The following is a 21636-nucleotide window of genomic DNA, read 5'->3' as shown; positions in this document are numbered from 1 at the left end:
GATCACGCGGCCTTCGACAGCGCCTGCGGCTGGAAGAGCAACGCCTGCATGCCATCCGGGCAGACCTTGACGGCGCTGCCGTCGGGAATCTCCACCCAGGTATCGGCCTCGTCGTTCAACGGTTCCGACACCAGGCAGTAACCGGTCTTTGATCCATCCGCATCCGACCCCTTGCCCGTCATCGGTGCGGCATAGAGGGTGGGTGGCTTGTGATCCGTGGCATAGCGTACCGCGTAAAGCTGGCGGCCGTTGGAAAAGCAGGCGGTGAAGCGGACGAGTGCCGAGCCGAGCCGTTCCATCGAGATGTCTTCGACGGCGGCGATCGCCTTTTCCATTGCGCCCAAGGGATCGGCATCCATGCCGAACTGCAGCGCCAGCAGGAAGAGAAGCTCGGAATCGGTCGATCCGGTCCGGGCCGAGAACAGTTCGTCCGATAACAGGCTTTCGAGCGGCCGGCGGATCGCTTCGAAGCTCGCGACCTGGCCATTGTGCATGAAGGACCAGTGGCCGTGGACGAAGGGGTGACAGTTGTCGCGCCGTGTTGCGCCCGTCGTTGCGGCGCGGACATGGGCAAGGAACAGCGGCGAGCGGATCTGCCGTGCGATACTGCGCAGATTGCAGTCGGACCAGGCCGGAAGGATGTCCCGGTAGCGGCCGGGCTCAGGCCTGTCGCCATACCAGGCGATGCCGAAACCATCGCCATTGGTGGCGGTCTTTGCGCGTGTGGCACAGTGGGATTGCTCGATCAGGGAATGGGCGGGCGAAGAGACCAGTTCTTCCAGATAAAGCGGTTCACCCCGATAAGCTGCCCAACGACACATCTGTCTTTCTGCTCCACTCTGTCTGCCTGCAACGCACGCAACCGTCGAAAATCAAGCGTCTCGAAATAGGGTTAATGAAACATGAATTACCGGCCCAGATGACAGTTTTGTGGCCCCTTCCCCATCACGTTTTGCAACGCAATGTTGCCTCAGCCTGTTGTCGCGGCGGCTTCAAAGCCTAAATGAAGCTGCATGGTTGATGATACAAAATCGAGCGCGGACGCGCATGCCGGCACATCTGACGGCACCGACATTCTGCACGAAGTGCTGAACCAGCCCGGGAAATGGGCAGTTTTCTTCGATATCGACGGCACGCTGATCGACATCGCGGATACGCCTGATGGTATCGTCGTGCCTGACGATCTGGCCGAGAATCTGACCCGGCTTTCCGCGAAACTGAGCGGCGCCGTGGCGCTGGTGACGGGTCGGGCTCTGCCCTACGCCGATCAGCTCTTCAAGCCGCATGTCTTTCCGATTGCCGGCCTGCACGGGGCGGAAAGACGATCGATGTCGGGAGCGATCGAGCGGGTAACGCCAGGTCCTGATTTCGAGGCGCTGAAGGTGGATCTTGCCAAGGAAGCAACAGCCTGGCCGGGCGTTCTTGTCGAGGACAAGGGTCTCGCCGTGGCTGCCCACTACCGACAGGCGCCGACATTCAAGGGGCAAGTCGAGGCGGCGATGGAACGCTACCGCGAGCGGGCAGGATCCGACTTTACGCTGCAGCGGGGCAAGATGGTGGTGGAAATCCGCCCTGCCCGCGCCAGCAAGGGCGATGCGCTACGGGCTTTTCTCAGCGAAGAGCCATTTGCCGGCCGGTTGCCGATCGCGATCGGTGACGATGTAACTGATGAAGCGATGTTCAGGGTTGCCAACAAGCTGGGCGGCCACTCGATCCGGATTTCCGATATCGCGGCCGACACCGTCGCGTCGGCAACATTGGGATCGGCGGCCGAACTGCGCGCGCTGATCGCCAAGCTTGCCGCCGCCTGAACTGATTTGAGAATGCATTTTCGAAAGGAAATATCGTGAGCCGTCTAGTGGTCGTATCGAACCGCGTCACCGTTCCGGACGAGACCGGTGCGGCACCTGCCGGCGGCCTTGCCGTAGCCCTGCAGGCAGCCCTTGAGGAACGCGGCGGCATCTGGATGGGTTGGTCTGGCAATTCCAGCGGCAACGAGGAACCCGGCCCGCTCGAGATGCAGGAGCATGGCGCGATCACCTATGCGCTGACCGATCTTACCGACACCGACGTCGAGGAATATTACCACGGCTTTGCCAACCGGGTGCTCTGGCCGATATGCCACTACCGGATGGACTTGGCCGAATACGGTCGCAAGGAAATGGCCGGCTATTTCCGGGTGAACCGCTTCTTTGCGCAGAAGCTTGCGCCGCTTCTCAAGGAAGACGACATCATCTGGGTGCATGACTACCACCTGATCCCGCTGGCAGCCGAACTTCGCCAGATGGGCTTCAAGAACAAGATCGGCTTCTTCCTGCATATTCCGTGGCCGCCGGCGGACGTGCTGTTCACCATGCCGGTTCATGAGCAGATCATGCGCGGTCTTTCGCAGTATGACCTGGTCGGTTTCCAGACGGATTTCGATCTGGACAATTTCGGCGGCGGGCTGGTGCGCGAAGGGATCGGCGAGCGGATCGACGGCGGCAAGAAGTTCTCGACCTTCGGGCGCACCTTCAAGGGCGGCGCTTACTCGATTTCGATCGAGACCGAGATCTTTTCCAAATTCGCGATCAAGGCCGAAAAGAACGCGATGGTGCGCAAGGCGCGCCAGAGCGTCGAGGGCAAGGACCTCATCATCGGCGTCGACCGCCTGGATTATTCCAAGGGCATTACCCAGCGTATCGACGCCTTCGAGCAGTTTGTCGCCACCAACCCGGATCACCACAACAAGGTGACCTATCTGCAGATCACGCCGAAATCGCGCTCGGAAGTGCCGGAGTACGAGCAGATGCAGCGCATGGTGGCCGAACAGGCGGGCCGCGTGAACGGGGCGATCGGCACCGTCGACTGGGTGCCGATCCGCTATATCAACAGATCGGTACCGCGCCCGGTGCTTGCCGGTCTTTACCGGCTGGCGAAGATCGGCCTGGTAACGCCGCTGCGCGACGGGATGAACCTTGTTGCCAAGGAATATGTGGCGGCGCAGGATCCGGAAGATCCGGGCGTGCTGGTGCTTTCACGCTTTGCCGGAGCGGCCCGCGAGCTGCGCGGCGCGCTTCTGGTCAACCCTTACGACATCGAGGGAACGGCGCATGCCATCGCGCGTGGGCTCAGCATGCCGCTCGACGAGCGCAAGCAGCGCTGGCAGATGATGATGGACCACCTGCTGACCTACGACATCAATCGCTGGTGCGACGACTTCCTCAAGGACCTTATCGAGGACTGAGTATCCGCTGGAGCCGCCCCGCAATGCCGGGCGGCTTCAACTTACCTCGAGCGAGGCGGATTGACCGGCCGCCGCCAATGCGCTGAATAGATCCCATTGCCTTTTCATCATTTCGCGACCTGCGGATTGATGCCAATTCATTTCGAGGTCTTCATGCCGGTCGCAGTCACAGCAGAACATATTGCCGAAGCCGAAACCCTGATCCGTCCGCATATCCGCCGCACCCCGACGATGCGGGTAGACATGCAGGATTTCGGGGCCGAACCATGCCAAGTCGATCTCAAGCTCGAGCAGTTGCAGCATTCCGGTTCGTTCAAGGTCCGCGGCGCCTTTACCAATCTTCTTGGCCGCGAGGTGCAGGCGGCGGGTGTGGTTGCGGCATCCGGCGGCAATCACGGGGCAGCGGTTGCCTATGCGGCCCGCAAACTCGGTGTGCCCGCGCATATCTTTGTGCCAAGCGTCGCCTCCAAGGCGAAGATAGATCTTATCCGCTCCTACGGCGCAGAGCTCGTGATCGGCGGCGACCGCTATGCGGATGCGCTTGCTGCCAGCGAGAAGTATGTCGCGCAGTCCGGGGCGATGGCCGTGCATGCGTTCGACCAGGCGGAAACGCTGGCGGGACAAGGTACGCTCGGCAAGGAAATCGAGGAAGACCTGCCGCATATCACGACGTTGCTGGTGGCTGTCGGCGGCGGCGGACTGATCGGCGGTATCGCATCCTGGATGCGCGGCCGGGTGAAGATCGTCGCCGTCGAATCCGACCGCGCGCCGACGCTTTACGACGCCTTTAAGGCAGGCCGCCCCGTGGATGCGCCGGCGGGCGGTATCGCGGCCGATTCGCTTGCGCCAAGGCAGGTCGGGCAGCTGATGTTTCCGGTGGCCCAGGCATTCATCGAGCCGCCGGTTCTCGTGACCGACGAGGACATTCTGAACGCGCAGAAGGCGCTCTGGTCCGGCGCACGGCTGGTGACCGAGCCGGGTGGTGCGGCAGCGTTTGCGGCTGTCTTGTCGGGCAAATACCGTCCGCAACCGGGTGAGCGCGTTTGCGTGCTGGTGTGCGGATCGAACACGACAGCTGTCGATTTCGGCTGAGGTTCGCCCCACTTCCCTTCGTGATGCGGCAGCGATAATGCTGAGACCATGTTTCAGCTAGAACAGCCGGCCACATTCGAGCAGGTCATCAAAAAGAGCCGGTTTCTGGCGATCGCGCTTCCCGTGTTGAGCGAGGGGGAAGCGAAAGATGTCATTGCTGCGCACAGCGTTGCAGATGCCACCCATAACTGCTGGGCCTGGCGGATTGGATCAGCCTATCGATTTTCCGATGACGGCGAGCCGAGCGGGACAGCGGGCAAGCCGATCCTGGCCGCCATGGACGGCCAGTCGCTGGATAAAGCCGTCGTCATCGTGATCCGCTGGTTCGGCGGCATCCTGCTTGGCAGCGGTGGTCTGGTGCGCGCCTATGGCGGTACGGCGGCCGCCTGTCTGAGGGCGGCCCCGCTTGTCGAAGTGAAGCCGTCTGTGCTGGGTGCCGTCAGCATCGAGTTTTCCGACCTCGCAAGAACGAAGGCCAGGTTGCAGTCGATCGAGGATGTGAAGATCACCGAGGAAGTCTTCACAGGGACAGGTGCCGAGCTGCGGATCCAGATACCGGAAGCCGAGCAGGACATCATCTCAAGGCTGATCTCCGACCTCACCAGCGGCAGGTCGGAGCTATCAGTGGATTGAAATCACGCCGCCTTGGCGACGTGATATTCCTTGATCGCGACCATCTTGATGGCCGGGAAGCGTTCGGACTCGTAGCGCAGCGAAAACGAGTCCTGCGCCAGGAAGACCGGATCGCCGTCGAGGTCGCGGGCGATATCGCCGCGCTTGACGGTCAGGAACTTTTCGAGCTCGGCTGGCTGATCCGACGAGATCCAGCGGCAGACGGAGAAGCGGGACATTTCGAACGAGACCGGCAGCGTATATTCCCCCAACAGCCGCTCTTTGAGAACGTCGAGCTGCAGCGCGCCGACGACGCCGACGATGGCGGGCGATCCGTCTTCCGGGGAAAACAGCTGCACGACACCCTCTTCTGCCATCTGCTGCAAAGCTTCCTTCAGCTTCTTCGCCTTCATCGCATCTTCCAGACGCACGCGGCGTAGGATTTCCGGCGAGAAGTTCGGGACGCCCTGGAAGACGAGATTTTCGCCTTCCGTCAGCGTGTCGCCGATACGAAGCGTGCCGTGGTTGGGGATGCCGACGACGTCGCCGGCAAAGGCGGTATCGGCGATGTGACGCTGGGAGGCGAAGAAGAACTGCGGCGCCGTTAGGCCCATCTGCTTGCCGGTGCGGGCAAGCCTTGCCTTCATGCCACGCTCCAGCTTGCCCGAGCAGATGCGCGCAAAGGCGATACGGTCGCGGTGGTTCGGATCCATGTTGGCCTGGATCTTGAAGACGAAGGCCGTCATCTTGTCTTCGCTTGCATGCACGGTGCGGATATCGGCGACCTGGTCACGCGGCGGCGGAGCAAAATCGGCCAGTGCCGTGATCAGATCCCGGACGCCGAGATTGCGCAGCGCCGAGCCGAAGAAGACCGGCGTCAGGTGACCCTCGAGAAAGGCCTTTCTGTCAAACGGGCGGCAGGCTTCCCGCGCCAGTTCGACTTCCTCGACGAAGGCCGCGCGTTCGTTTTCCGGCAGTCGGTCGGCGACGGCCTGGGGTCCGTTGACCGAGATCGCGTCCTCGCTGTCTGGACCACGCACCCGGTTATCGGCCAGGTGGTAGGTTCCGCAGAAGCTCTTGGAGCGACCGATCGGCCAGGTGATGGGGGCCGTATCCAGCGCCAGCTTTTCCTCGACCTCGTCGAGTACCTCGAAAATGTCGCGGCTTTCGCGGTCCATCTTGTTGATGAAGGTGATGATCGGAATGTCGCGCATGCGGCAGACTTCGAACAGCTTCAGCGTCCGCGGCTCGATGCCCTTGGCGGCATCGATGACCATGATCGCCGCATCCACCGCCGTCAGCGTGCGATAGGTATCGTCCGCGAAGTCTTCGTGGCCGGGCGTATCGAGAATGTTGAAGACCTTGTCGGCATATTCGAACGTCATCACCGACGTCACGACCGAGATGCCGCGTTCGCGTTCGATCTTCATCCAGTCGGACCGCGTCTGGATGCGATCCTTCTTGGCCTTGACCTCACCGGCGAGCTGGATGGCGCCCCCGAACAGAAGCAGCTTTTCCGTCAGCGTTGTCTTGCCCGCGTCCGGATGCGCAATAATCGCGAATGTGCGGCGGCGGGAGACCGCCTCTGCAATGGTTTCGGCCATCTTTTATATCCTGTGAATTGCCGCGGTATCTAGCGACTAAAGCCCGCCATTGCAATTGACCTGCCGCGCTGCGGCGCAAACTAATGGCTAATGACCATTCAAGCCCCCTCCTCACCCGTCCTCAATGTCCTGCGTCTTCCGCACGGGCAGGACCTGGATCTGCCCGCCTACGAGACATCAGGTGCTGCCGGCATGGACCTTCGTGCCGCCGTGACCGATGGCGAGCCGCTGACCATCGCACCCGGCAAGCGCGCCCTGGTGCCGACCGGCCTCGTGTTCGAAATCCCCGCCGGGTTCGAGGTGCAGATCCGCCCACGTTCGGGGCTTGCGTTCAAGAACGGCATCACGTGCCTCAACACGCCCGGCACGATCGACAGCGACTACCGCGGCGAAGTGAAGGTTTTGCTGATCAATCTGGGAGACGAGGATTTCGTCATTGCCCGCGGCATGCGGATCGCACAGATGGTGTTCGCGCCCGTTGTCCAGGCGCAGGTCGTCGAAGTTTCCGAGGCAAGTGCGACGGCACGCGGCGCCGGCGGGTTCGGATCCACCGGCGTCTGACGTCTGCCGGAATCCTGTGACACCGATCTAGGTCAATCAGGCGGATACCGTGGGGCGCTCCCCGGCCATCCGATACGAGATCGCCTCGGCAAGGTGTATTCTCCCGATACCATCCTTCTCGTCGAGATCGGCCAGCGTCCGCGCCACCCGCAAGACCCGATGATAGCCGCGGGCGGAGAATTTGAGCTTTTCTGCCGCGTCGCGCAACAATTGCAGCCCGCCCGGATCGAGCTCGGCGAATTTCTCGATCATGGCGGTGGAACACCGCGCGTTGGTGAGAACCGTGTACTGGCCCTCGCCTTCAAAACGCTCTCTCTGCCTGTCGCGAGCGGCCGCCACCCGCTTTGCCACGCCGGCACTCGGCTCTGCCGGCGCCGGGCGGATTAGATCGCTTGCCGAGACAGCAGGCACATCGATACGGATATCGATGCGGTCCATGAGCGGGCCGGAGATACGCGCCTGATAATCCGAAGCGCAGCGCGGACCTCGGGCGCAGCTATGCCCCGGTTGGCCCGCCATACCGCAACGGCACGGGTTCATGGCGGCAACGAGCTGGATGCTGGCTGGATAGGACACACGGTGATTGGCCCGGGCGATGACGCATTCGCCTGTCTCCAAGGGCTGGCGGAGCGCATCGAGAACCTGGGGCGAGAATTCCGGAAACTCGTCGAGGAAGAGGATGCCGTGATGCGCGAGCGACGCCTCTCCGGGCCTTGCGCGCAGACCGCCGCCGACCAAAGCCGCCATCGTGGCGGAATGATGCGGCATGCGATAAGGCCGCCGATCCGACAGCTTTCCGCCCGAGAGCTGGCCGGCGATCGAGTGGATCATCGAGACTTCGAGCAGTTCGGTGGCCGATAGCGGCGGCAATATCGATGGAAGCCGGGCGGCGAGCATCGATTTTCCCGAACCGGGCGGACCGACCATCAAGAGGTTATGGCCGCCGGCAGCCGCGACTTCGAGCGCGCGTTTGGCGCTTTCCTGGCCCTTGATATCGACAAGGTCAGGCAGATTGGCGGGCGGTGCGCGCACGGCCGGTTGAGGGCGCGACATGACCTGCGTGCCGCGGAAATGGTTGGCAAGCGCGATCAGGCTGCGGGGGGCCAAGATATCGACGCCGGGGCCTGCCCAGGCCGCTTCCGCGCCACTCTCTGCCGGGCAGATCAGCCCCTTTCCGATTGCGCTGGCGCTGATGGCTGCCGGAAGCGCACCGGCGACGGCTGCAAGCGTTCCATCGAGATTCAATTCGCCGATCACGACATAATCGGCGAGCATATCGGCGGGCACGGCACCGAGCGCCGCCATCAGGCCGACGGCGATCGCGAGGTCGAAATGGCTGCCTTCCTTGGGCAGGTCCGCCGGGGCGAGATTGACCGTGACCTTCTTGGGCGGCATGGCGAGGCCGGAGGCGTGCAAGGCTGCCTGCACCCGCTCTCGGCTTTCGGCGACTGCCTTGTCCGGCAGGCCGACGATATGCATGCCGATCTTGCCCGGCCCGATCATGACCTGCACATCGACCGGAATGCCCTCAATGCCCTGAAATGCTACCGTTCTGATACGCGCGACCATTCCGACCCGCCCACTTGCGCAAGCTAAGGTGGGGAAATTCCCGCCTACCGTGCCGCAGGTTGAAAGCTCGCACGGTTGTCGGTGAATTTCAAGAACAGGCAGTGAACAATTTCGCGTATGAGACGAAGACAGCGCGCATCAGGTTGCATAACGAGAACAGATGTGAACGGTTATCAGTTCTGCTTGGCGTCGATTGCGTCCCACATGAGGCTCGCGACGTCAGCACCGCCGAACTTCTTCACTTCGCGGATGCCCGTCGGAGATGTGACGTTGATCTCGGTCATGTAATCGCCGATCACGTCGATGCCGACAAAGATGAAGCCGCGCTCGCGCAGAGCCGGCCCGATGCGGGCGCAGATTTCCTTCTCCCGCGGCGTGATATCGGTCGCCTCGGCACGGCCGCCGACATGCATGTTGGAGCGGCTGTCGGTTTCCGCGGGCACACGGTTGATCGCGCCGACCGGTTCACCGTCAACGAGAAGAATGCGCTTGTCGCCCTTGCGCACCGCCGGAAGGTAGGCCTGGGCGATATAGGGTTCGCCGCGATACATCTGGCCGAACATTTCGAGCAGCGACGTGAAGTTGCGATCGTCGCGGGCGGAGTGAAACACGCCGGCGCCGCCATTGCCGTAAAGCGGCTTCAGGATGATATCGCCGAGCTCTTCGCGGAACTTGGCAATTTCAGCCGGGTCACGGGAGATCAGTGTCGGCGGCATCAGGTCGGCGAATTCGGTGACGAAGATCTTTTCCGGCGAGTTGCGCACCCAGGCCGGATCATTGACCACGAGCGTCTTTGGATGAATGCGCTCCAGAAGATGGGTCGATGTAATGTAGCCCATATCGAAGGGCGGATCCTGGCGAAGCTGCACGACATCCATCGTCGACAGATCGGTCGGCTGCTTTTCGCCAAGGGTAAAGTGATCGCCCTTGATGTCACGCACCTGCAGCGGCTCGAGGGCTGCAAAGATGCGGCCGTCGCGCATCGTCAGGCGGTCGGGCGTATAGTGGAACAGCTCGTAACCGCGCGATTGCGCTTCGAGCGCCATGGCGAATGTGGAATCGCCGGCAATGTTGATGCCGGAAATGTGGTCCATCTGAAATGCGACCGTGCGAATTTTCGCCATGACTTCAGCCCCCTAGGATTGGCCCGCCTGATGTAGGACGACGAACCCCGAAAGGCAACCGTGGCCGGGATATTCCGACAGGGCCGCGGCAAGGCCTATGCTGAGGACGGCCCTAGAACGCATCCTGGAAATGGCGCGGAAACCTTCCCGGCAGGACGGCGATGATATCGTATCGCTGAGATAACCCGGACGCATCCTTGCATTTCGACAGCCAGAGATCGCTCGCGGCCCGGATCCGTTTCTGCGATGCATAGGAGACGGCGTCGAGCGCCTGCATCTCGGATTGTCTCGCCTTCACCTCGACGAACACCACGAGATCGCGCTTGCGGGCGATGAGATCGATCTCGCCCAGTTTCGTGCGGTGGCGGAGGGCGAGGATGCGGTAGCCTTTCAGCAGGAGATAGGCAGCGGCGACATATTCCGAGACATGGCCGCGGCGCTCTGCCTTGCGACGTCTGGCGCCGATCTCATCCCGTTGTGCCATCGCGATCCATCAGGTCCCGTTCTTTATGGCGATCAGACGCTGATAGAGATCCTTGCGCGGCAGGCCTGTGATCCGCGCCGCTTCAGTCGCAGCCTTTGCGGTCGGATGCGTTTTGGAAAGGTCCTGCAGGATGGCATCGACCTCAACCTCGCACGGCGCCTCTTCGGGTGCTGGAGGTTCAATCAGAAGGACGATCTCGCCCTTGACGTTGTGGCCGTCTCCATAGTGCGCGGCAAGCTCGGCCAGTGTGCCCCGGCGAAACTCCTCGTAGGTCTTGGTGAGTTCCCGGCAGACGCAGGCAAGCCGGCTGCCGCCCAGGACATCGGCTGCAGAAACGAGCGTGTGGGCGATGCGATGGGGAGATTCAAACAGGATCAGCGTTGCCGGGATCTTTGAAAGTTCGCCAAGCCGGTCGCGGCGGGCTTTGTCCTTGGAAGACAGGAACCCGACGAACAGGAAAGCATCTGACGGCATGCCCGAGCCGACGAGGGCCGCAAGCGGGGCAGACGCGCCGGGGATGGGCACGACCCGATAACCGGCATCGATCGCCATCTGGCCGAGGCGATAGCCGGGATCCGACACGAGCGGCGTGCCGGCATCGGAGACCAGCGCCACGGACTTGCCGGCTTCGAGCGCCGCAATCAGCTTCGGCCCGGCCTCGTTGGCGTTGTGCTCGTGATAAGAATAGGGTCGGTTGACGATGCCGTAGCGATCGAGGAGCACGCGGGTCACCCTTGTGTCCTCGCAGGCCAGCACATCGGCGCCGGACAGGGTTTCGAGCGCGCGCAGCGTGATATCGCCGAGATTGCCGATCGGGGTGGCGACGAGATAGAGCGCCGGCTCGATGGGGCGGGAAGCGATGAACGTATTGCCGACGCGATAGCCACGCTGTCCCTTGATGGGTTCGGCGGCGATTTCGGTGGATTGCTCTGAAGATTGGTCGAGGGTCATCGCCTGTTATGGTCGAGGCCGCAGACTTCGGCAAGCAGAGGCCGGCGATGTTTTGCGCGTCCGGTTTCGCCGCGTTGCGTTTTCTGTGTGCAAGTGCGGTATGAACAAGCAATTCAAATGGCGCAGGGTCCGTTCTGCTCTTGCTTTCGCATCCGAATGTCTGCCATTTTGCCCGTCCACATGTTCCGGCTGCGCAATGGCCGGCAGAGAATATCAGGTGGTCCGGCCAGCCGGATCGCCACGGTCGAAAGCGATAGTGTCCATGCGTATTACTCTTGAGCGCTCCAATCTCTTGAAGTCGCTGAATCACGTGCACCGCGTCGTGGAACGGCGCAACACGATTCCGATCCTGTCCAACATCCTGCTGCGCGCGTCCGACGCGAGCCTGGATATGAAGGCGACGGACCTTGATCTGGAAGTGACGGAATCGACACCGGCCATGGTGGAACAGTCCGGCGCCACGACCGTGCCGGCGCATCTGCTTTATGAAATCGTCCGCAAGCTGCCGGACGGATCGGAAGTGCTGCTCGCCACCAGCGCCGACGGCGCGACCATGACCGTGCAGTCCGGCCGTTCGAAATTTTCGCTGCAGTGCCTGCCGGAAACGGATTTCCCGGATCTGACGGCCGGCAGCTTCAGCCATACGTTCAAGATGAAGGCGACCGATCTCAAGATGCTGATCGACCGCACCCAGTTTGCGATCTCGACCGAGGAGACCCGCTATTATCTGAACGGCATCTTCTTCCACACGATCGAGGCCGGTGGCGACCTGAAGCTGCGCGCTGTTGCAACCGACGGCCATCGTCTCGCCCGCGCAGACCTGAAGGCGCCTTCGGGCTCTGAAGGCATGCCCGGCATCATCGTGCCGCGCAAGACCGTGGGCGAGTTGCAGAAGCTGGTCGACGATCCGGAAGCCTTCGTGACGGTGGAAGTTTCGGATGCCAAAATCCGCCTCTCGATCGGCGGCATCGTCATGACATCGAAGCTAATCGACGGCACATTCCCCGATTACCAGCGCGTCATCCCGACGGGCAACGACAAGGAAATGCGCGTCGACTGCCAGAGCTTTACCAAGGCTGTGGACCGCGTCTCCACGATCTCTTCCGAGCGCGGACGTGCCGTGAAGCTGTCGCTGTCCGAAGGGCAGCTGATGCTGACGGTCAACAACCCGGATTCCGGCAGCGCCACGGAAGAAGTGGCTGTCGGCTACGAATACGACGCGATGGAAATCGGCTTCAACGCCAAGTACCTGCTCGATATCACCGCCCAGCTTTCCGGCGACGACGCGATCTTCATGCTGGCGGATGCGGGGTCACCGACACTGGTGCGCGATACGGCGGGCGACGATGCGCTCTATGTGCTGATGCCGATGCGCGTATAGCATCTTACCAGGCGGCTCGGTTAACCCCAGCCGCCTTTTTTGTGCCGTATTCCGCCTGCGACATTTCATCTTGTGTTTGCGGCAAAACGGTTCACATTGGATGAAACTGGAGGGGACGACCTGATGGAACTGCGTTTGAAGGAACGGCTTGGCCGGAAATTTGACGAGGAAATCCGTTTCTTCAAAGGATGGATCGACGGTCCGAAACAGGTCGGAGCCATCATCCCGACATCGTCAGTCACCGCCAAGCGGATGGCGAGCATCATCGACACAAGTTCCGGCCTGCCTGTTCTTGAGCTTGGACCAGGCACCGGCGTCATCACCAAGGCGATCCTGAAAACCGGCATCGAGCCTCAGAACCTTGTTTCGATCGAGTATTCGACCGATTTCTACCAGCATCTGATGAAGACATTCGAAGGCGTGCATTTCATCAATGGCGACGCGTTCGATCTGGATCGCACGCTCGACACCCTGAAACACCAGAAATTCGACTGCGTGATCTGCGCCATTCCGATGCTGAGCTTTCCAATGGAACGCCGCATCGAACTTCTGGAAGATCTTCTCGACCGCGTCCCGCCGGGACGCCCGGTGATGCAGATCACCTACAGCCCGGTTTCGCCTATTATCGCCAAGCCAGAGCGCTACAAGATCAAGCACTATGACTTCGTGGTGCGCAACATTCCGCCGGCGCAGCTATGGACATATACGCGAGCTTAGCGTCCGGACCTTCTCCGACATGACATTTGGGATTTACATCACGCATCCGCAGGTCCGGATCGACCCCAACGTGCCGGTGCCGCAATGGGGCCTGTCCGACACGGGTCGCCTGCGCGCCGAACAGGCGGCGACATCCGGCTGGGTATCCAAGCTCGGGCGCATCGTCTCGAGCGACGAGACAAAGGCAATCGAGACCGCCGACATCCTGGCTGCGGCCGTCGGTCTCAAGACGGAAATCATCGGGGAACTGCACGAGAACGATCGCTCGGCGACAGGCTTTCTGGCGCCGCCTGATTTCGAGGCGGCAGCCGACTGGTTTTTCGCCAACCCGACCGAGAGCTTCAAAGGCTGGGAGCGCGCCGCGGATGCGCAGGCGCGGATCGTGTCTGTGGTCGAATCCATTCTGGCGGGCCACGATCCCGCGGTGCCGATCGCCTTTGTCGGTCATGGCGGCGTCGGCACGCTCCTGAAATGTCACCTGAAACGATCGGCCATATCCCGCACGGAAGATCAGCCGGGTGGCGGTGGCAATCTGTTCCGCTTCACCCTTGCGGATCGCGCCGTCACATGCGACTGGACCCCGATCGAAACATGGAAGGGAGACTGACAGACATGCAAGCGCGTGACAGGCTGATTGTGGGCCTTGATATCCCGACCGTGTCCGAAGCGGAAAAGATGGTGGCAACGCTTGGCGACACCGTCTCTTTCTACAAGATCGGCTACCAGCTGGCCTTTGCCGGTGGGTTGGAGTTTGCCCGCGAGCTTGCAGAGGATGGCAAGCAGATCTTTCTCGACATGAAACTGCTCGATATCGACAACACGGTCGCCAAAGCTGTCGAGAACATCGCCAAGATGGGCATGACCATGTTGACGCTGCATGCCTATCCGAAGGCAATGCGCGCCGCGGTCGAAGCAGCAAAGGGCTCCGATCTCCGCCTGCTCGGCGTTACCGTGCTGACCTCGATGGATGCGGCCGATATGATCGAAGCCGGCTATGCGCAGACACCGGGCGAGCTGGTGGCACGCCGCGCCGAACAGGCGCGTGCGGCCGGCATGGGCGGCATCGTCTGCTCGGCCGAGGAATCGGCCGCCGTCAGAGCGATCGTCGGAGCCGACATGGCGGTGGTCACCCCCGGCATCCGTCCGACCGGCTCCGATGCCGGCGACCAGAAACGTGTCGTGACACCTTTCGATGCCCTGAAGTCAGGCTCCAGCCACCTTGTCGTTGCCCGCCCGATCGTCCAGGCAGCCGACCCGAAGGCGGCCGCGCAGGCTATCCTCGCGGAGATGCAGGCGGCGCTCTGACCTGCAGACGGCGCTTGATCCGGATCAGCGGTTGTCCGAGACGACATTGTTCGCGTCGCTGTTGAGGACGAAGGTGGCGACGCCGCCCGACAGGCGGTTGCCGGTGACCCGGTTGTTCTGCGCGTAATCGAGCGGGCTGGCTCCGCTGCCAAACGACGCCGTTGGCCGTGTCATGCAATATTTGCGCACGCCTTGCCGGCTGCCGAGCCAGACCGCCGGCATGGCAAGCCAGTCCTTGTAGCGGAAGCTGTTGCCGGAGATGACGTTGCGTTGAGGCGCCTGGTGGCGGATCGTGCCACCCTCGCCGCAATTGCGGTACAGAAACACGCCGCCCTTTACCGGGTTCACGAACGTGTTTTTCTCGATGAGATTTTCCGCGGAGCCATCTATTGCGATGATCTCGCGCTGGCTGGCTGATGTTTCGAATGTATTGCCGATGACGCGGTTTCGGGCCGATTCCGCATCCAGATAAATCACGGCCGAGACCGTCTTGCCGGTGAAGCGCGAGTTTTCGACAATGACATTGGTGACGCCGGGCGCGATATAGACCGGCGTGCCGACATTGGCGATGAAGCGGTTTTGTGACAGCACGATATCGCTTGGCGCGATCGACTGCGCTCTTTGCGTATGTCCCGGCGTGAGTGAGGATTCCCTGACCTTCTCGGCCTCTCCGTTGTGACCGAGGCCTTCGATGCGGATATCACCCTTGATCGTGCAGTTGCGGATATGGATGTCGCGGGGCGTGTCCCAGGTGCCATCCTTGCGCTGAACCGAACGGATCACGATCGTGCGGGCCTTGGGCTTGGTGCCATCAAGCGTCGCGCCGTTGCAGTCCATCGTCGTCCCAGACGCGCGACTGCCGGAAAACGCGATCGGCACGGTGATGACGGCATTCTTCTGAAGGGTGAGATCGCAATCGATTTCGATCGGGCGCGTGGCCGCTTCGGCGGGCGAGCGGAGCTGTTCCAGCGTATCGGCGCTGCAGGATGCCGCGCTTGCCGTAGGCGCGCCAAGAAGCATGAACGGCACGAGATAAGGGAGCGCCCAATAGGCGTTGCGCGCTTCAATCCGGCCGCGTGGTCCGGTCTTTATCATGTTGACTCCCCGCCAGATTTGCTCGAATCGAATATGCCCAATCGAGGAGAGGTTATTATGGCAAAAGGTTACTGGATTGCTCGGGTCGATGTTCGCGACGCCGAGCGATACAAGGATTACGTCGCTGCGGCAAAACCGGCGTTTGAGGAATACGGCGCCAATTTCCTTGCTCGTGGCGGCGCGATGACCGAACTGGAGGGCGCTGCCCGCGGTCGCAATGTGGTGATCGAGTTCCCGTCGATGCAGGCTGCAGTCGATTGCTACAACTCGCCGGCATACCAGATCGCTGCAAAAATCCGCCAGGAAGCGGCCGATGCCGAAATGGTTGTGGTCGAGGGCGTCTGATATCGCTCGCTGACAGCGACAACCGGTTGCGGAAACACTTCCACCGTCGCCCGGATTCGGCTAAACAGCATTCCATATTTCGTCGTCCCCTCTTCAGGCTCCCGGAGCTTATCATGACCATCAACAATCTACCGCCTCTCGTCACCGTCTTCGGGGGATCCGGCTTCGTCGGCAGACAGGTGGTGCGCACGCTTGCCAAGCGCGGCTACCGTGTTCGCGTCGCGGTGCGTCGCCCGGATCTCGCCGGCTTTCTTCTGCCCGCCGGCTATGTCGGCCAGATCTCGCTGGTGCAGGCGAACCTGCGCTACCGCGATTCCGTGCTGCGGGCCGTCGAAGGCTCCGCGCATGTGGTCAACTGCATCGGCATCCTGTTTGAGAGCGGACGCAACACGTTCGACGGCGTGCAGGATATCGGCGTAAAGACCTTGGTCGAGGCCGTGAAGGCTGCCGGCGCGAAGCTGACCCATGTTTCGGCAATCGGTGCCGATGTCAATTCCGCTTCGAGCTATGCCCGCAGCAAGGGCCGCGCCGAGGCGACGATCCAGGCTGCACTCCCGGATGCGGTGATCCTGCGTCCTTCCGTGGTTTTCGGTGCCGACGACAGCTTCTTCAACCGGTTTGCCTCGATGGCACGGACGTTCCCGTTCCTGCCGCTGATCGGCGGTGGCCACACCAAGCTGCAGCCGGTCTTCGTGGAAGACGTGGCGGAAACCGTGGGACGTTCCGTCGACGGCGCCATTCCGTCCGGCAAGATCTACGAGCTGGGTGGCGGCGAAGTGATGACGATGCGCGACTGCATGGAAGCGGTCATGCGTGTGACCGCCCGCAAGAAGCCGCTTCTCTCGCTGCCTTTCGGCGTAGCCTCCATGATCGGCAGCGTTGCCTCGATGGTGCCCCTGATCGCCCCGCCGATCACGGCGGACCAGGTGGAACTCCTGAAACGGGACAATGTGGTTTCGGACGCTGCGGAAAAAGAAGGCCGCACGCTTGCCGGTATCGGCATCACGCCGACGCTAGCTACCTCCGTTCTTGCGTCCTACCTCGTGCGTTACCGGCCGCAGGGCCAGTACACGGGCTCCGGCAAGGCCGCCTGATTTCAATATCCTAGATCCTTACCGGATCCTTGACGACGTGCTCTCCGGAGCGCGTCGTTTTTTTTGGGGGCAGGTGCCGAAAGCTCTGTGGCGCAAAGGTCGCAGTTATTGGCCGTCTTGCGTTAACGGGCAGTTTAGCAAAAACGTTTATTGAATATCAGCCACACGGCCCGTAGACCCACACACAGATATTTCCCTTCTGAAAGGCGCATTTGCATGGGCAAACCCATCGCCCTCTTTTTCGTATGTGCAGCACTTGTGATCCTTGCAGGATCGTTCATGGCTCCTGAAACCGGAGCCGCCGGCAAGCTCGATTGCGCGCCTGCTTATGGCGTCGATCCCTGCAGCACTGCATCCATCCGTTACTGAAGCAGTGATTGAACGACCCATATGACAAAGGCGGCCGGTGGCCGCCTTTTCTTTTTTCAGCTTCCGGCCATCAGGCCCCGAGCAGCAGCGCGGTGAGGCCGATGGCGCCGACTGCGATACGCCAGTAGGCGAAAGGCGCGTAGCCGCGGCTCGATATGAAATTGAGAAGCGAGCGCACGACAAACACTGCCGTCACGAAGGCTGCCAGAAAGCCGACCACGATCACGGCGCTGTCGTCGAAGGAGAGGAGCGCACGGTTCTTGACGAGATCGAGCGTGAAGGCGCCGACCATTGTCGGCATCGCGAGGAAGAACGAGAACTCCGCGGCCGAACGCTTGTCCGCGCCAAGCAGAAGCGCGCCGACGATGGTGGCGCCGGAGCGTGACGTACCTGGGATCATCGCGAGGCACTGGCAGAAGCCGATCTTGATCGCCAGCGACAGTGGATAATCCATCACGTCATGGTATTTCGGCTCGAACTTCATGCGATCAACGGCAAGCAGGATAAAGCCACCGACGATCAGCATGACGCAGATCAACATCGGCGTTTCGAACAGGACCGTCTTGATGAAATCATGCGCGATCGCGCCGATCACGGCGGCCGGGAGAAAACCCGCAAGGATGGTCAGAACGAAACGGCGCGACTGGACACTGGTCGGCAGCGAGACGGCGATCGAGATCAGCCTCTGCGCATAGACCAGAAGAATGGCCAGTATGGCGCCGAGCTGGATCAGGACCGCAAACGTATTCCCCGGAGAATTGAAACCGAGAAAATGGCCGGCGAGCAGCACATGTGCGGTGGATGAAACGGGCAAAAATTCCGTGAGCCCCTCGATAATACCGAGTACGAGGGCGCTGATAATGGGCTGATCCACCATTCTTAGTCCTTTGCTATGCGATAGAGGTGGTTTTTAATCGTTTCTTAGCGGTTTGTGGCCCCTGCTTGTACTGGCCCTACCAAATCCATATAGCTGGCATATGTCAGGCGGGCGCCCGAAGCAGCCGCTTTCCTATACATTATAACTGAAGTTTTCTTATCGATGCCCACCCTGTATCATCATCAAATGTCGTCTTCCTCTCGCTTCGTCCGTCTGATCCTCGCCGAATACGGCTTCCAGACGGATCTTGTCGAGGAGCAGCCCTGGGAGAAGCGCCGCGAGTTTCTCACGCTCAACCCGGCGGCGACCCTGCCTGTCTATGTTGACGACAATATGCGCGTTCTGTGCGGTCCGTCGGTTCTGATGGAATTTCTCGACGAGACCCATGGCGTGCTGAAGCGCGACCGCCGGCTGCTTGCCGAAGACCCGTGGCAACGGGCTGAAATACGCCGGCTGACGGAATGGTTCCTGATCAAGATGGAGCAGGACGTGACCCGGCCGCTGACGCGCGAACGGGTCTACAAGCTGCAGATGACCGCGGCTCAGGGCGGCGGCGCACCCGATTCGAAAGTGCTGCGTACATCCCGCGCCAATATTCGCCAGCACATGAAATATCTTGCCTGGCTTGCCGGCTCGCGCCAGTGGCTGGCCGGCGAGCGCCTGAGCTATGCCGACCTTGCTGCCGCCGCTTCGATTTCCGTGCTCGATTATCTCGGCGAAATCGACTGGTCGGAAATCCCGATCGCCAAGGACTGGTACCAGCGGATCAAATCGCGCCCCTCCTTCCGTCCGCTGCTGTCCGAGCGCATCCGCGGCCTCACTCCGGTATCGCATTATGCGGACCTTGATTTCTGAGCCGGACCACGACCTGAGCCTAGAGAAGGTCGACCTTCGGGCCGACCGGCGTCGGCAGAAGCTGACCGCCTTCATTCGCGAGGAAGCCGCAGCCCAGGGCTTCGATCTCTGTCGCATCACAAGGCCCGACAGCATTCCGAAAGCACCGGAACGGCTAACGACATTTCTATCTGACGAGCATCACGGCACGATGGACTGGATGGCGGAGACGCGCGAGCGTCGCGGCGATCCCAAGGCGCTCTGGTCCGAAGTCAGGTCGATCGTGATGTTTGCGATGAATTACGGGCCGGACGAGGATCCGCGCGGCATTGTGGAGAAGCCCGACAAGGCCGCGATTTCCGTCTATGCCCGCAACCGCGACTATCACGACGTGATCAAGGGTCGGCTGAAGGAGATCGCCACACGGTTTGCCGCCCGTGCCGGCGAGGATGTCAAAGTATTCGTCGATACGGCACCGGTGATGGAAAAGCCGCTTGGCGAAGCCGCCGGCATCGGATGGCAGGGCAAGCACACCAATCTGGTCAGCCGCACGCACGGTTCCTGGCTTTTTCTCGGCAGCCTGTTCACGACAGCGGATCTGGCCTTCGACGAGGCTGAGCGGGACTATTGCGGCTCTTGCCGCGCCTGTCTCGACGCTTGCCCGACGGCGGCGTTTCCGGCGCCCTACCGGCTGGATGCGCGGCGCTGCATCTCCTACCTGACGATTGAGCACAAGGGACCGATCGCGCCCGAATTCCGGCCGATGATCGGCAACCGTATCTATGGCTGCGACGATTGCCTTGCGGCATGCCCATGGAACAAGTTCGCGGCCAGCGCGTCTGAAATGAAGCTGAAGGCGCGCGAGGACCTCAAGGAACCGTCGATCGCCTTTCTTCTGACGCTGGACGATCGAGCATTTCGCGCCTTCTTCAGTGGTTCGCCGGTAAAGAGGATTGGTCGTGACCGTTTCGTGCGTAACGTGCTGATCGCCGCCGGCAATTCAGGTGACCGCGGCTTCATCGACCAGTGTCGCAGCCTGTCAGCGGATGCGTCCCCTGTCGTGCGCGGCATGGCGATCTGGGCGCTGAAGCGGCTGATGTCGCAAGGTGAGTTCGCTTTGTTTGCAGATGCGCGCGGGCCGGAGGATGATGCGGAGGTTAAAGACGAATGGACGATGGCAGGAGTGGTTTGATGCGGGTGATGATCTTCGGATGCGGCTATTCCGGCCAGGCGATTGCGGAGGCCTTCATGGCCGAAGGCGCTACGGTTTCCGGCACGGTTCGCAGCGAGGAGAAGGCCGTGGCTCTTCGCGCAAAGGGCATTCGGCCCTTCATCTTCGACGGCAGCGAGTTCGATGGAGCGCTGCCGGGCGAGATGGCCGAGGTGACGCATCTGGTTCAGTCCATCCCACCCGGTCATGAAGGCGATCCGCTCCTGAAGCTGATCGACGGCAAGCTCTCGGCCTTGTTTCCGAAGCTCGAATGGATCGGCTATCTCTCGACCGTCGGTGTCTATGGTGACCATGGCGGTGACTGGGTGACCGAGGAGACGCCGGGAAGCCCCATTCTTGGGCGCTCAATCGAGCGCGTCGATACGGAGGATGCCTGGAGCGAGCAGGCGACCAGTGTCGGCGTGCCATGCGCAGTGCTGCGTCTTTCCGGCATCTACGGGCCCGGCCGCAATGCGTTCGTCAATCTCTCCCGCGGCAGCGCGCGACGCATCATCAAGAAGGGTCAGGTGTTCAACCGGATCCGGGTAGAGGATATCGGGGGCGCCTCGCTGTTTCTCGGGAGCCAGCGGATGGGTGGCCTCTATAATGTCACCGACGACGAGCCATGCCCGCCCCAGGACGTGATCGTCGAGGCTGCCCGGATGATGGGCGTCGAACCGCCGCCCGAACAGGATTTCGACACCGCCGACATGTCGCCGATGGCGCGGTCCTTCTATGGCGCCAACAAGCGCGTCTCGAATGAGAAGATCAGGGCCGCCGGCTTCCAGTTCCGCTTTCCGAACTACCATGTTTCACTCTCGGAATTGTGGTGTTCCGACCGCTGGAGAGGGTGAAATCTCCTCTACTCATCGGTGGGAATTTTCATCCTGAGCCATTATCCCGGTCATAAATTCTTAATCCCTGGGGCGCAGCGCCCCAAAACCGGTCCAAATAAGACAGCAGACCGACTTTAAGAGAAAAAAAATTTTGCCTGTTTTCGTGAACACGAGTCATCCATGGGATCCAGCGGAATGACGTTTCGCTTGGAGACTGATTCTAAAGCTTTTCTTCCGAAAAAGCTTAGCCGGGTGCATTAACAACATCGATCGCAATGTAATCACGAATGTTACAATGCGTAACACTCCGTGATACCGAATCCCACTTTTTCGCCATTTTTGGCCCCGCT

The 21636-nt window shown here is 61.3% G+C and carries 23 protein-coding genes; 15 read left to right on the top strand and 8 right to left on the bottom strand.

Features of this window, described 5'->3' with window-relative positions; all coding sequences use genetic code 11:
- Positions 1-2: 2 nt before the first annotated feature.
- Positions 3-821 carry a class II glutamine amidotransferase gene (locus J3A65_RS19540; RefSeq protein WP_092663792.1) on the bottom strand — a complete coding sequence of 273 codons (819 nt, stop codon included), beginning with the start codon at positions 819-821 and terminating at the stop codon, positions 3-5.
- 192 nt (positions 822-1013) lie between these two features.
- On the opposite strand from J3A65_RS19540, the gene otsB reads away from it, so the two are divergent.
- From otsB to J3A65_RS19520, 4 genes are all read left to right on the top strand, one after another.
- The gene (otsB, locus tag J3A65_RS19535; protein ID WP_209902933.1) at positions 1014-1811 is read left to right on the top strand and encodes a trehalose-phosphatase; all 798 of its coding nucleotides are present in this window, start codon (positions 1014-1016) and stop codon (positions 1809-1811) included.
- 35 nt (positions 1812-1846) lie between these two features.
- On the top strand, positions 1847-3226 hold the full coding sequence (gene otsA, locus J3A65_RS19530) for an alpha,alpha-trehalose-phosphate synthase (UDP-forming) (protein ID WP_209902931.1): 1380 nt from the start codon (positions 1847-1849) through the stop codon (positions 3224-3226).
- A 153-nt stretch (positions 3227-3379) separates the two neighbouring features.
- Entirely contained in the window at positions 3380-4318 is a 939-nt protein-coding gene (locus tag J3A65_RS19525; protein WP_062454934.1) for a threonine/serine dehydratase, read from the top strand.
- A gap of 48 nt (positions 4319-4366) precedes the next feature.
- A complete protein-coding gene (locus J3A65_RS19520) occupies positions 4367-4951 on the top strand; it encodes a YigZ family protein (RefSeq protein WP_209902929.1) in 585 nt (194 codons plus the stop codon).
- 2 nt (positions 4952-4953) lie between these two features.
- Here the strand turns inward: J3A65_RS19520 and J3A65_RS19515 are convergent, their stop codons facing one another.
- Entirely contained in the window at positions 4954-6534 is a 1581-nt protein-coding gene (locus tag J3A65_RS19515; RefSeq protein ID WP_209902927.1) for a peptide chain release factor 3, read from the bottom strand.
- A 90-nt stretch (positions 6535-6624) separates the two neighbouring features.
- Between J3A65_RS19515 and dut the strand changes: the two genes are divergently transcribed.
- A complete protein-coding gene (gene dut / locus J3A65_RS19510; RefSeq protein ID WP_184654187.1) occupies positions 6625-7095 on the top strand; it encodes a dUTP diphosphatase in 471 nt (156 codons plus the stop codon).
- A 36-nt stretch (positions 7096-7131) separates the two neighbouring features.
- Here dut and J3A65_RS19505 read toward each other — a convergent pair whose 3' ends face one another.
- From J3A65_RS19505 to rsmI, 4 genes are all read right to left on the bottom strand, one after another.
- The gene (locus J3A65_RS19505; protein ID WP_209902924.1) at positions 7132-8664 is read right to left on the bottom strand and encodes a YifB family Mg chelatase-like AAA ATPase; all 1533 of its coding nucleotides are present in this window, start codon (positions 8662-8664) and stop codon (positions 7132-7134) included.
- A 173-nt stretch (positions 8665-8837) separates the two neighbouring features.
- Positions 8838-9788: a glutathione synthase gene (gene gshB / locus J3A65_RS19500; protein ID WP_209902922.1), complete on the bottom strand. Its 951-nt coding sequence runs from the start codon at positions 9786-9788 to the stop codon at positions 8838-8840.
- A 112-nt stretch (positions 9789-9900) separates the two neighbouring features.
- The gene (locus tag J3A65_RS19495; protein WP_209902920.1) at positions 9901-10272 is read right to left on the bottom strand and encodes a YraN family protein; all 372 of its coding nucleotides are present in this window, start codon (positions 10270-10272) and stop codon (positions 9901-9903) included.
- Between the two features lie 9 nt (positions 10273-10281).
- Positions 10282-11223: a 16S rRNA (cytidine(1402)-2'-O)-methyltransferase gene (rsmI, locus tag J3A65_RS19490; RefSeq protein ID WP_062454056.1), complete on the bottom strand. Its 942-nt coding sequence runs from the start codon at positions 11221-11223 to the stop codon at positions 10282-10284.
- 262 nt (positions 11224-11485) lie between these two features.
- Here rsmI and dnaN point away from each other — a divergent pair, with 262 nt between their 5' ends.
- The 4 genes from dnaN (at position 11486) to pyrF (ending at position 14626) form a co-directional block, all read left to right on the top strand.
- Complete coding sequence (gene dnaN, locus J3A65_RS19485) at positions 11486-12604, top strand: DNA polymerase III subunit beta (RefSeq protein ID WP_062454057.1); 1119 nt, start codon at positions 11486-11488, stop codon at positions 12602-12604.
- Positions 12605-12727: 123 nt separating this feature from the next.
- Positions 12728-13321, top strand: a complete 594-nt coding sequence (pmtA, locus tag J3A65_RS19480) for a phospholipid N-methyltransferase PmtA (protein ID WP_062454058.1) — start codon at positions 12728-12730, stop codon at positions 13319-13321.
- 19 nt (positions 13322-13340) lie between these two features.
- The gene (locus J3A65_RS19475; RefSeq protein WP_209902917.1) at positions 13341-13928 is read left to right on the top strand and encodes a histidine phosphatase family protein; all 588 of its coding nucleotides are present in this window, start codon (positions 13341-13343) and stop codon (positions 13926-13928) included.
- 5 nt (positions 13929-13933) lie between these two features.
- Positions 13934-14626 carry an orotidine-5'-phosphate decarboxylase gene (gene pyrF / locus J3A65_RS19470; protein WP_113166951.1) on the top strand — a complete coding sequence of 231 codons (693 nt, stop codon included), beginning with the start codon at positions 13934-13936 and terminating at the stop codon, positions 14624-14626.
- Positions 14627-14650: 24 nt separating this feature from the next.
- Here pyrF and J3A65_RS19465 read toward each other — a convergent pair whose 3' ends face one another.
- A complete protein-coding gene (locus J3A65_RS19465; protein ID WP_245341592.1) occupies positions 14651-15721 on the bottom strand; it encodes a right-handed parallel beta-helix repeat-containing protein in 1071 nt (356 codons plus the stop codon).
- A gap of 57 nt (positions 15722-15778) precedes the next feature.
- Here J3A65_RS19465 and J3A65_RS19460 point away from each other — a divergent pair, with 57 nt between their 5' ends.
- The 3 genes from J3A65_RS19460 to J3A65_RS19450 all read left to right on the top strand — a co-directional run bounded on the left by J3A65_RS19460 (position 15779) and on the right by J3A65_RS19450 (position 17529).
- On the top strand, positions 15779-16066 hold the full coding sequence (locus tag J3A65_RS19460) for a DUF1330 domain-containing protein (protein ID WP_062454062.1): 288 nt from the start codon (positions 15779-15781) through the stop codon (positions 16064-16066).
- A 113-nt stretch (positions 16067-16179) separates the two neighbouring features.
- Positions 16180-17160 carry a complex I NDUFA9 subunit family protein gene (locus tag J3A65_RS19455; RefSeq protein WP_209902915.1) on the top strand — a complete coding sequence of 327 codons (981 nt, stop codon included), beginning with the start codon at positions 16180-16182 and terminating at the stop codon, positions 17158-17160.
- Positions 17161-17376: 216 nt separating this feature from the next.
- A complete protein-coding gene (locus tag J3A65_RS19450; protein ID WP_092663810.1) occupies positions 17377-17529 on the top strand; it encodes a hypothetical protein in 153 nt (50 codons plus the stop codon).
- A gap of 70 nt (positions 17530-17599) precedes the next feature.
- Here the strand turns inward: J3A65_RS19450 and J3A65_RS19445 are convergent, their stop codons facing one another.
- Positions 17600-18406, bottom strand: coding sequence for an undecaprenyl-diphosphate phosphatase (locus J3A65_RS19445; protein WP_092663812.1), 807 nt, complete (start codon positions 18404-18406; stop codon positions 17600-17602).
- A 162-nt stretch (positions 18407-18568) separates the two neighbouring features.
- Here J3A65_RS19445 and J3A65_RS19440 point away from each other — a divergent pair, with 162 nt between their 5' ends.
- Genes J3A65_RS19440 through J3A65_RS19430 form a run of 3 tightly spaced genes read left to right on the top strand, consistent with a single transcriptional unit; the run spans position 18569 to position 21304 of the window.
- Positions 18569-19261: a glutathione S-transferase family protein gene (locus tag J3A65_RS19440; protein ID WP_062454065.1), complete on the top strand. Its 693-nt coding sequence runs from the start codon at positions 18569-18571 to the stop codon at positions 19259-19261.
- Positions 19242-20432 (top strand): tRNA epoxyqueuosine(34) reductase QueG, encoded by a 1191-nt coding sequence (gene queG, locus J3A65_RS19435; RefSeq protein WP_209902913.1) that lies wholly within the window; start codon positions 19242-19244, stop codon positions 20430-20432. The genes J3A65_RS19440 and queG overlap by 20 nt, the downstream gene beginning before the upstream one ends.
- A complete protein-coding gene (locus J3A65_RS19430; protein ID WP_209902910.1) occupies positions 20432-21304 on the top strand; it encodes an SDR family oxidoreductase in 873 nt (290 codons plus the stop codon). Before queG ends, J3A65_RS19430 begins: the two co-directional genes overlap by 1 nt.
- Positions 21305-21636 lie beyond the last annotated feature (332 nt).

Source organism: Rhizobium sp. PvP014, assembly GCF_017876855.1.
Classification (GTDB): domain Bacteria; phylum Pseudomonadota; class Alphaproteobacteria; order Rhizobiales; family Rhizobiaceae; genus Neorhizobium; species Neorhizobium soli.
This window is presented reverse-complemented; position numbering and strand designations above follow the sequence as displayed.